We start from the raw sequence: 11441 nt of genomic DNA on the forward strand, positions 1-11441 counted from the left end.
GATTAGAAGAGTTAGATGAAAATAGTATACGGATTGTAAAACGTTTTTCTTTTTCTGTACTTCCACAAGTTATGAGAGGGGAATCGGATTTTAAGATTGGAAAACAAGAGTTTTACAATGAATCTATTCAGCATCCTGTTGGGAAGATGACTGCTGTATTACTAAAACTGTTAGCATATGATCATTTATACGATCGCAACGTGTATGAATATTTATTTTTATTTGAGGAGCAGGTAAGTGTTACTTCGGAAAGAAAGAACTTTATGTTTGCTCGTTTAACAGCAGATATTACGTTTTTATACCATATTGAGAAGCAATGGTGCCGAAAATATGTATTACCTTACTTAGATTTAAAGAAAGAAAATGAGTTGACCAAGTATGCGTGGGCGGGATTATGTTATACGCAAATTAATTTACCTTTATTTACAGAGATGAAGAGATATATTAAATATGCGGTAGAGCATTTAGAGCTGCTACATCCGTATACGAGAGAAGCGTTTTTAAAATGGCTTAGTTTTGTATTTATTAAATGTGTGCTGTATTGGGAGCAAAAAACAGATTGGTTATATCCACTTTTAATGCAAGAAAACGAAGAGAATAAAATTAAATTTATGCAGTATGTATGCTACTACGTAAAAACGTTAAGCGGAAAAGAACAACAAAAATTTTGGACAGCGTGGCTACATGTATTTTTAAGAGAACGTCCGAAAATGGGCGTAATATCAACGAGAGAATATATGATGCTTTTACGTATTGTATTATGTATGGATGAGATTTTAGAAAAAGGACTAAATATTATTTCGAGTAAATTTCAAGGTGTGGAAGGACAATGTAATCAAGAAGAAATGAAACAGTTGTTTATAGAGATACTTGAAAAGAAAGAGAGTTTGAAAGCGTATAAAGAATTGTATGCAAATGTGTTTTTCACTTTACTTCAGACGTGTCAAGAAGCCGATTTACTTGAAAGTGAAATTATACAAATAAAAGAACTATTAACCAAGTATGGAGTAGAAAGACATGTATTAAATTTAATAGAAAATGAGATAATTCGTATCGGAATTGTAACGGAGAATTTACAAGAGGAATCATAGGGCGAAAACGGATTTTTAAAAAAATAAATAAAAAGTTGTTGACAGTGTTTTGAAAAGCGTTCTATAATACGAATCATACTTATTCAATTTCAAAAACATTTGAATAAATAAAGTGCAATGAAGAGATCACAGTAGTGGTTAGTCTTACTGTAACAGAGAGCTGGTGGTTGGTGTGAACCAGTACAGGGATAATCATGAATTACAGTCTTGGAGCATCTTTTTCATAGTAAAGATAGTATTGTCTTTATGAAGAAAAAGCGGTCAATTGATCGTTAACAGTGAAGAGAGGTAGACGGAAAGTTAGTCTACAACTAGGGTGGTACCGCGATAAATATCGTCCCTACTGATTTATTCAGTAGGGACTTTTTGTATTTTGATAGTACAACTTGAAAATATAATAAACATGCGTTGAAAGGAAAAGAAGTAGTTGTTGTTTCCCTGTAACAGAGAGCTGGTGGTTGGTGTGAACCAGTACAAAAACAAGAGCGAATTACAGTCCTGGAGCATCTTTTTCGTAATAAAGATACTATTGTCTTTATGAAGGGAAAGACGGTCAGATGATCGTTAACAATGAAGAGAGGTAGACGAAAGAAGTCTACAACTAGGGTGGTACCGCGATAAATATCGTCCCTACTGATTGGATCAGTAGGGATTTTTTGTACAAAAAAAGTGATTTTTAACTAGTAGATAGTGTCTTTATGGTAATTATTAGTTTAAAATAAGAAGAGGTATCGATTCCACTTTAAATTTGTATAATTTATCAGTTCAGAAAATAGAGAATTTTACATTCTCTTACTATACTTTTAAAACATTAGAGGAGGATTTCCAAATGGCAAATCATGAATTAGATCAATTACGTAAACAGGTAGATGAAATTAACTTACAATTACTACACCTTTTAAACAAACGAGGTGAAATTGTTCAAAAAATCGGAGAGCAAAAACAAGTACAAGGTACGAAACGCTTTGATCCAGTACGTGAGCGTGAAGTACTTGATATGCTTGCAGAGCATAACGAAGGACCATTCGAAACGTCAACGGTTCAACATATTTTCAAAACGATTTTCAAAGCTAGCTTAGAACTGCAAGAAGATGATAACCGTAAAGCATTACTAGTTTCACGTAAAAAGAAAAAAGAAAATACAATTGTTAATGTTAAAGGTGAATTGATAGGGAACGGAACACAAACGTTCATTATGGGACCTTGTGCAGTAGAAAGCTTAGAGCAAGTTCGCCAAGTAGGGCAAGCGATGAAAGATCAAGGACTTAAATTAATGCGCGGCGGTGCTTTCAAACCGAGAACATCTCCATACGATTTCCAAGGTTTGGGAGTAGAAGGTTTACAAATTTTACGCCAAGTAGCAGATGAGTTTGACTTAGCAATTATTAGTGAAATTTTAAATCCGAATGACGTAGAAATGGCGCTAGAATACGTTGATGTAATTCAAGTTGGAGCACGTAACATGCAAAACTTCGATTTACTACGAGCTGTAGGTAAGGTTAACAAGCCAGTATTATTAAAACGTGGTTTAGCAGCAACAATTGATGAGTTCATTAATGCAGCGGAATACATTATTGCACAAGGTAATGACCAAATTATTCTTTGTGAGCGCGGTATTCGCACATACGAAAGAGCGACACGTAACACATTAGATATTTCAGCAGTACCGATTTTAAAGAAAGAAACACATTTACCAGTTATCGTAGACGTAACACATTCAACAGGGCGTAGAGATTTATTATTACCAACAGCAAAAGCGGCACTTGCAATTGGAGCAGATGCAGTAATGGCGGAAGTACATCCGGATCCAGCAGTTGCGTTATCAGATTCTGCGCAACAAATGGACATTCCAGAATTCCATAGATTCATGGATGAGTTAAAAGGTTTCAAAAATAAATTATCTTAATTCCATATCATATATGCGCTGAAGAGGAAAACAGTAGTGCTTATCTCACTGTTAAAGAGAGCTGATGGTCGGTGTAAATCAGTACAAAGATAAGCATGAATTACAGCCTTGGAGCATCTTTCCCGCCAACTTTTGAAGGGAAGGACGGTCAAACGATCGTTAAAGAAGAAGAGAGGTAGACGAAATAAGTCTACAACTAGGGTGGTACCGCGATAAACATCGTCCCTACTGAGCGCTCAGTAGGGACTTTTTTGTACAAAAAAATAATAAAGGGGTAAGAGAAATGAGATACATTACAGCTGGAGAATCACATGGTCCGCAGTTAACAGTTATTTTAGAAGGTGTACCAGCAGGTTTAACATTAACAGCGGAACATATTAATAAAGAATTATTAAGAAGACAAAAAGGGCATGGGCGCGGAAGACGCATGCAAATTGAAACAGATACTGTTGAAATTGTAAGTGGTGTACGTCACGGGATGACACTTGGCTCACCGATTACGTTAATCGTAAAAAATGATGATTTCAAACATTGGACGAAAGTAATGGGTGCAGAACCAATTTCAGAGCAAGAAAGTAAAGAAATGAAGCGTACGATTACAAAACCACGTCCAGGACATGCGGATTTAAACGGGGCCATTAAATACGGTCATCGTGATATAAGAAACGTATTAGAGCGCTCTTCTGCAAGAGAAACGACTGTTAGAGTTGCGGCTGGTGCAGTTGCGAAACAAATTTTGAAAGAACTAGGTGTGGAAATCGCAGGACATGTTCTTGAAATTGGCGGTGTAAAAGCGAAGCCTATTACTCAGTTGCCGATAGAAGAAATTCAAACGATTACTGAAAACTCACCTGTTCGATGTTTAGATAAAGAAGTAGAACAAGAGATGATGGATGCGATTGATGATGCGAAAAGTAGCGGAGATTCAATCGGTGGTATTGTTGAGGTAATTGCAGAAGGTATGCCAATTGGAGTTGGTAGCTATGTTCATTACGACCGTAAATTAGATGCAAAACTTGCCGGGGCTATTATGAGCGTGAATGCGTTTAAAGGTGCTGAAATCGGAATTGGTTTTGAAGCGGCAAGACAGCCGGGAAGTAAAGTGCACGATGAAATTATATGGGATGAAGAAAAAGGATACACGAGAAAAACGAATAATGCGGGTGGTTTAGAAGGTGGTATGACAACAGGTATGCCAATTGTAGTAAGAGGTGTAATGAAGCCAATTCCTACATTATATAAACCGTTAGCAAGCGTAGATATTGATACGAAAGAAGCGTTCCAAGCGAGTATTGAAAGATCTGATAGCTGTGCAGTACCTGCAGCAGGTGTTGTAGCTGAAGCTGTTGTTGCGTGGGAACTTGCAGATGCACTAGTCGAACAATTCGGAAAAGACCGCATGGAATTACTAAAGCAAAACATTACGCAACATAACAAATACGCAAAAGAATTTTAATGAAAAGGCGGGGTTAACATGCGAGTAAAAGATCAACTATCATCATTACAACCGTATAAACCAGGTAAATCACCAGAGCAAATGAAAGAAGTATACGGGAATCATTCATTTGTTAAGTTAGCATCAAATGAAAATCCATTTGGCTGTTCACCTCGTGTTTTAGGAGAATTACAAAAATCGTGGCAGGAACATGCATTGTATCCAGATGGCGGAGCTACAACGCTCCGTCAAACGATTGTAGAGAAATTACAAGTGAAAATGGAACAAGTGCTTTGTGGTAGTGGGCTCGATGAAGTCATTCAAATTATAAGCCGTGCAGTGCTCAGAGCAGGAGATAACATTGTTACTGCTGGTGCAACATTCCCTCAATATCGTCATCATGCGGTTATTGAAGGATGTAAAGTGAAAGAAGTTCCTTTAAATAACGGTGTATATGATCTAGACGAAGTTTCTTCAGCAATTGATGAACATACAAAAATCGTTTGGATTTGTAATCCGAATAATCCGACAGGCACATATGTTAATGAGCAAAAATTGACTCAATTTATTGAAGGTATTAGTGAAAATACGTTAATTGTCATTGATGAAGCGTACTATGAATACGTAACAGCAAAAGATTTTCCAGAGATATTACCACTTCTGGAAAAGCATAAAAACATTCTTGTACTTAGAACATTTTCTAAAGCATACGGATTAGCTTCTTTCCGCGTCGGATATGCAATTGGACAGGAAGAGTTAATTGAGAAATTAAATGTTGTCCGTTTGCCATTTAACGTATCTTCATTAGCGCAAAAAGCGGCAACGATTGCCTTTAGTGATGAAGCGTTTATTGAGGAAATAGTACGTGTTAATAAAGAGGGATTACACCAGTACGAAAGTTTTTGTACAGAAAATGAAATCCCGTTTTATCCGTCGCAAACGAACTTTATCTTCTTACCAGTAGATGATGCTGGAGAAATTTATGAATCTTGCGCGCACGCTGGTTTTATTATTCGTCCGTTTCCAAATGGCGTGCGCATTACAATTGGAACAAGGGAACAAAATGAGGGAGTGATTTCAGTGTTAAAACAACACTTTGAAAATAAAAAAAGTAAGTCTCGAGATGAGGCAAATGTGTAAAAAGGTAGTATTAATTGGAACAGGATTAATAGGAGGCTCACTTGCATTAGCGATAAAAAAAGAGCACGATGTAACGATTACCGGCTATGACATATTTAAAGAGCAAGTAGAGCGCGCAAAAGAATTACATGTAGTTGATGAAGTAGCAGTAGATTTACAGCGTGCATGTGAGGAGGCACATTTAATTGTTTTTGCCTCTCCAGTTGAAGAAACGAAAAAGTTATTACACAAACTTGCATCATTTCATTTACGAGAAGATGTTATTGTTACCGATGTAGGAAGTACGAAAGGGACAATTATGAATGAAGCGGAAGCTTTATTATCAAAGAAAGTTTCTTTTATCGGTGGACATCCGATGGCAGGTTCTCATAAAACTGGTGTCGAAAGTGCAAAGGCGCACCTTTTCGAAAACGCATTTTACATTTTAACGCCAATGAATCACGTGCAGGCTGATCAAGTAGATGAGCTAAAAGAATGGCTAAAAGGAACCGGATCGCATTTTCTCGTTTTAAATACAAAAGAACACGATTATGTAACTGGCATTGTTAGTCATTTTCCGCATCTTATCGCAGCAGGATTAGTAAAACAAGTTGAGAAACATGCAGGGGATAACCCGCTTATTCATCAACTGGCGGCAGGTGGATTTAAAGATATAACACGCATTGCATCAAGTAGTCCGAAAATGTGGAGTGATATCGTAAAACAAAATCGCGGTCATTTATTGGAACTATTAGAAGAATGGATCTCAGAAATGGAAGAGTTATATAAGACGGTTTCTAAAGGAGATGCAGGAGAAATACAAAGCTATTTTGCAGATGCGAAAGAATACCGTGACTCTTTACCAGTGCGAAAGAGAGGCGCAATTCCTGCCTATCACGACTTATACGTCGATGTTTTAGATAAAGTAGGGGCATTAGCTCATATTACGAGTATTTTAGCAGAAGAAGAAATTAGCATTACAAACTTGCAAATATTAGAAGCGCGCGAAGGATTGCTTGGGGTGCTTAGAATTAGCTTCCAAAGAGAAGAAGACCGCATGCAGGCAAAGCTGGCGCTAGGAAAAGAAGAATACCAAACGTATGAAACAATTTAAAAAAGAAGGTGAGAACGTGAAGGGAACAAAAATACAACCTGTAACTAATGGATTGAATGGCACAATTACAATCCCGGGTGATAAATCAATTTCGCATCGTGCTGTCATGTTTGGCGCAATTGCAGATGGAAAAACAACAATTAAAGGATTTCTTCCTGGTGCGGATTGTTTAAGTACGATTTCTTGTTTTAAAGAAATGGGAGTAGAGATTACGCAAAATGAAGACGAAGTTACGGTAATTGGAAAAGGATTAGAAGGTTTGCAAGAACCAAAAGCTGTATTAGATGTTGGTAATTCTGGTACAACGATCCGATTAATGTCAGGAATACTTGCAAACACACCATTCTTTTCTTGTGTACAAGGCGATGAGTCTATTGCAAAAAGACCAATGAAACGTGTAACAAATCCACTAAAGAAAATGGGCGCAAATATTGATGGCCGAGAAGAAGGAACGTTTACGCCGCTTACAATACGCGGAGGAGATTTAAAAGCGATCCAATATACCTCACCTGTCGCAAGCGCGCAAGTGAAATCAGCTATTTTACTTGCAGGTCTTCGTGCTGAAGGTGTAACAACTGTTACAGAACCTCACGTTTCGCGTGATCATACAGAAAGAATGCTTGAGGCGTTTGGCGTTACAGTAACTCGCGAAGGGAAAACTGTAAAACTAGCTGGTGGACAAAATCTAAAAGGAACAGACGTTCAAGTTCCGGGTGATGTATCATCTGCGGCATTTTTCTTAGTAGCAGGTGCAATTATTCCAAATAGTAAACTATTATTACAAAATGTAGGAATGAATCCGACTCGTACAGGTATTATTGATGTTCTTGAGAAAATGGGGGCTACGTTTACTGGGGAGCCAATTAACGAAGATGCATCAGAACCTGCTGCAAATATTAAAATCGAAACATCTTCATTAAAAGGAATCGAAATTGGTGGAGATATTATCCCAAGATTAATCGATGAAATTCCAATTATCGCTTTAGCAGCAACACAAGCAGACGGAATTACAGTCATTAAAGATGCACACGAGCTAAAAGTGAAAGAAACGAATCGTATCGATACAGTCGTTGCTGAACTAACGAAACTAGGAGCTCGCATTGAAGCGACCGACGATGGAATGATTATTTACGGTAAATCGAAGCTAAAAGGAACTACAGTACATAGTCACGGTGATCACCGCATTGGAATGATGCTTGCGATTGCTGGCTGCATTGCTGAAGGAGAAACAACAATTGAAGATGCAGAAGCAGTAGGTGTATCGTATCCTACATTTTTTGAAGAGCTTCAAATATTAGCTAAATAAATTGATGAGAGGCAGATGCGTAATGTATCTGCTTTTTTATATAAGATAGGTGTCGATATTCTTTGTCGAAGCGTCGATATAATTTCATTCACTGTACTGGAATATTAAGAATTATGGTACAATTCAAACAAGGAATGGAGGAGAAATATATGAACGTTATACAATTAAAAGAAGATAAGTTTAGAGAAGCATTACGTTTATCAGAATATGCTTTTCAATATAAAGCAAATGAAGAATGGGCAGAGCAGAAAATTACACGAATGAAAGAAAGCCATCAAATATACGGCATTATGGAGGGTGAAGAATTAGCCGCAAAACTTCATCTTATTCCGTTTCATATTTACATAGGAAAAGAAAAGTTTAAAATGGGCGGTGTTGCAGGGGTAGCGACGTACCCAGAGTATAGAAGAAGCGGATATGTAAAAGAGTTGCTTCAGCACTCCCTTCAAACGATGAAAAAAGATGGATATAGTGTATCGATGCTACATCCATTTGCCGTTTCATTTTACCGTAAATACGGCTGGGAACTTTGTGCGAATCGCCTTACATGTCATATGACGAAGAGCGATTTAGTTATGAAAAAACAAGTGAATGGTACTGTGAAACGATTCAATAAAGAAAATCACCCAGAAGAGGTCGAGAAGATCTATGAAACATTTGCAGAACGTTTTTCTGGTATGTTAGTTCGAGGGTCTAAATGGTGGCTACAAGCGGTATATCATGAATTAACATTGGCTGTTTACTATGATGGAAATAAAAATGCGTCGGGTTACATTTTATATAAAATTGAGAACTCTAAAATGACAGTAGAAGAATTTGTTCCACTGCATAATGAAGCAAGAACGGGTCTTTGGAACTTCATCTGCCAACATGATTCTATGATAAAAGATCTAGAAATGATACTAAGTGAGGCAGAACCACTTCTTTACACATTGCAAGAGCCACGAGTGAAGGCAGAAATTAAACCATATTTTATGGGTAGAATTGTAGATGTGGAGCAGTTTTTAAAGCAATATGAGTTTAATTGGAACAATGCGCAGCAAGAAGTGATCTTACAGATTACAGATTCATTTGCTCGGTGGAATAACGTATCAGTGAGACTTGCAAATCAAGAAATAACAATTATGAAAGAAGAAACAATAGATAAAGGAATTAGGCTGGATATTAATGCGCTATCTACGATAATGTTTGGTTACAAGCGTCCATTAGAACTAAATGAGCTAGAATTAATTAGTGGAAGCGAAGAGGAAATACGAGTATTTGAAAATGTAGTACCGGTGCGTGAAGCATTTATATATGATTTCTTTTAATTTGGAAATATGAAATCGAGCTGTCTCCAAAAGAAATTTTGGTACAGCTTTCTCTAATCGTTGTCAGTTTTTGTCGGTGAGTCGATATATCTTGAAAATCGCTGATATAATTTTATTCACAATCATGGGATATAAAAATGCTACATTACTTTGTCGCACACTTGACTTTTAACCCATGTAATTTATAATTAAAAGCGGAATGAATTTTCATTCCTGGAAATTGAGGTGGGAAAAGTGGCTAAAAATAAACAAGAGGATATTTTTGATGCTGCGATGCAACTTTTCGCAGAGCGAGGTTACGATGGTACGACGATTCCGATGATCGCTGAAAAAGCTAATGTCGGCGCTGGTACTATTTATCGCTATTTTGAAAATAAAGAGGCACTCGTTAACTCATTATTTTCAGAAAGTATGTTACAACTATCTGAAACAATAAAAACAGATTTTCCTGTTGAAGCAAATATTCGTGAACAATTTAGTCATACGTATAATCGTTTATTTGAATTTGCGAGAAACAATGTGGATGCTTTTCTTTTTACAAATTCTCACTGTGATAGTTATTTTCTTGATGAACAGAGTAAGAAAATATTTGACGACTTTATAGGATTCTTTATGAATATTATAGAGGGTGGGATTGAAAAAGGCCTTCTTCGTCCATTACCTCCAGTTGCTTTAATTATTATTGTATATCAGCCGCTTGAAAAATTAACAAAAGTAATGGCGACAGGGCAATTAGAATACTCAAAAGAATTAGTAAAAGAATTGGAAGAAAGCTCTTGGAATGCTATTAGAATCATTTGATTCTATAGCTTTATAAGGATAGGAATGAACATTCATTCCTAAATAGATATGAAAATAGGAGATGATATGTTTGTATAGCTAAAGGAATGAATATTCATTCTGGTAAGAGTAGTTTAATAGCGTTTATAAAATAATTTAATAGGAATGAACGTTCATTCCAAAATGATAGTTTTCAAATAATAGGAATGAATATTCATTCCGAAGGAAACATAAACCTCTAAAAGTGGGAGATGATTAATATGAGCAAGTTAAAAAGTTGGAGAAGTTTATCTTTTCTATTATGGATAGTTATTACTATTACAATGGTCGTAACGATGCCTAATATGGATAAATTAGTGAAAGAAAAAGGGAAAATTACGATTCCTAATACAGAACAAAGCAGTATTGCTGACAAAATGATAAAAGAGATGGATAAAGAAGGGGCTCAAAAGTATGAAATTATAGCTGTTTTTAATAGTGGAGATAAAAACGCTTTAACGAAGGAACAAAAAGAGGAAATAACAAAAACAATCAACGCTTTACAAAATGAAAAAGAGCAATTGGGAATTAAGGAAGTAGTTTCACATTTAGATAATAAAGATCTTGAGAAACAATTAGTTTCTAAAGATAATACGACTATTTTAACGCAAATATCGGTAGACAAAAAACATGGTGAAATATCAAAAGTTGCAAATAATCTTCATAAAAAAGTACAAACGAAAGGGGTAAAAACGTACTTAACAGGAAGTGATTTAATAGCGGGTGATTTTCTTACATCCTCTCAAGAGGGAGTGAAAAAGACAGAAGTTATTTCAATCATTTTCATTCTTGTAGTATTAATCATTGTATTCCGTTCACCAGTTGTTCCGATTGTTTCTCTTCTTACAGTTGGTGTATCGTATTTAGTCTCAATGGGGATTATTTCTCATCTTGTAGATCAATTTAATTTTCCGTTTTCTAACTTTACGCAAGTATTTGTAGTTGTCGTACTGTTTGGAGTGGGAACAGATTATAACATTTTATTATATACGAGGTTTAAAGAAGAATTAAGTAAACAAGAAAATGCATATTTAGCTACGAAAGAAACATTTAAATCAGCAGGTAAAACCGTTTTATATAGCGGAATTGCAGTGCTAATTGGTTTTGCATCACTTGCTTTAGCAAGTTTTAAATTATATCAATCTACTTCAGCGGTAGCAATTGGTGTCGCAGTATTACTACTCGTATTAACCACTTTAAATCCATTTTTCATGGTGCTATTAGGAAAAGGAATGTTTTATCCAGTTAAAACATTTAAAGGACATGAGGATAGTCGTTTATGGGGATTCTTTGCGAAAAATTCAGTAGCAAGACCATTTATCGCTTTAATTATTGTATTAG

Annotated in this window: 9 protein-coding genes and 3 other annotated features; all 9 genes read left to right on the forward strand. The window is 36.1% G+C overall.

Annotated elements, in window-relative coordinates; translation table 11 throughout:
- On the forward strand, positions 1-1091 hold a 1091-nt coding region (locus AB3X48_RS12005; RefSeq protein ID WP_367959570.1), incomplete at its 5' end, for a DUF4020 domain-containing protein.
- A 108-nt stretch (positions 1092-1199) separates the two neighbouring features.
- Positions 1200-1436: a binding site (T-box leader), on the forward strand.
- A gap of 54 nt (positions 1437-1490) precedes the next feature.
- Positions 1491-1726: a binding site (T-box leader), on the forward strand.
- A gap of 194 nt (positions 1727-1920) precedes the next feature.
- On the forward strand, positions 1921-2997 hold the full coding sequence (locus AB3X48_RS12010; RefSeq protein WP_002161401.1) for a bifunctional 3-deoxy-7-phosphoheptulonate synthase/chorismate mutase: 1077 nt from the start codon (positions 1921-1923) through the stop codon (positions 2995-2997).
- Positions 2998-3006: 9 nt separating this feature from the next.
- Positions 3007-3227: a binding site (T-box leader), on the forward strand.
- Between the two features lie 53 nt (positions 3228-3280).
- Positions 3281-4453 (forward strand): chorismate synthase, encoded by a 1173-nt coding sequence (aroC, locus tag AB3X48_RS12015; protein ID WP_002161402.1) that lies wholly within the window; start codon positions 3281-3283, stop codon positions 4451-4453.
- Positions 4454-4471: 18 nt separating this feature from the next.
- Positions 4472-5572: a histidinol-phosphate transaminase gene (gene hisC / locus AB3X48_RS12020; RefSeq protein ID WP_016105171.1), complete on the forward strand. Its 1101-nt coding sequence runs from the start codon at positions 4472-4474 to the stop codon at positions 5570-5572.
- A complete protein-coding gene (gene tyrA, locus AB3X48_RS12025) occupies positions 5565-6665 on the forward strand; it encodes a prephenate dehydrogenase (RefSeq protein ID WP_016105170.1) in 1101 nt (366 codons plus the stop codon). Before hisC ends, tyrA begins: the two co-directional genes overlap by 8 nt.
- Before the next feature lie 16 nt (positions 6666-6681).
- On the forward strand, positions 6682-7971 hold the full coding sequence (gene aroA / locus AB3X48_RS12030; protein WP_016105169.1) for a 3-phosphoshikimate 1-carboxyvinyltransferase: 1290 nt from the start codon (positions 6682-6684) through the stop codon (positions 7969-7971).
- 149 nt (positions 7972-8120) lie between these two features.
- Entirely contained in the window at positions 8121-9281 is a 1161-nt protein-coding gene (locus AB3X48_RS12035; RefSeq protein ID WP_016105168.1) for a GNAT family N-acetyltransferase, read from the forward strand.
- 234 nt (positions 9282-9515) lie between these two features.
- Positions 9516-10082 carry a TetR/AcrR family transcriptional regulator gene (locus AB3X48_RS12040; protein WP_016105167.1) on the forward strand — a complete coding sequence of 189 codons (567 nt, stop codon included), beginning with the start codon at positions 9516-9518 and terminating at the stop codon, positions 10080-10082.
- A 239-nt stretch (positions 10083-10321) separates the two neighbouring features.
- A partial coding sequence (locus AB3X48_RS12045) for an MMPL family transporter (RefSeq protein ID WP_367959573.1) occupies positions 10322-11441 on the forward strand: 1120 nt, incomplete at its 3' end.

Source organism: Bacillus sp. S4, from assembly GCF_040838205.1.
GTDB lineage: Bacteria > Bacillota > Bacilli > Bacillales > Bacillaceae_G > Bacillus_A > Bacillus_A cereus_U.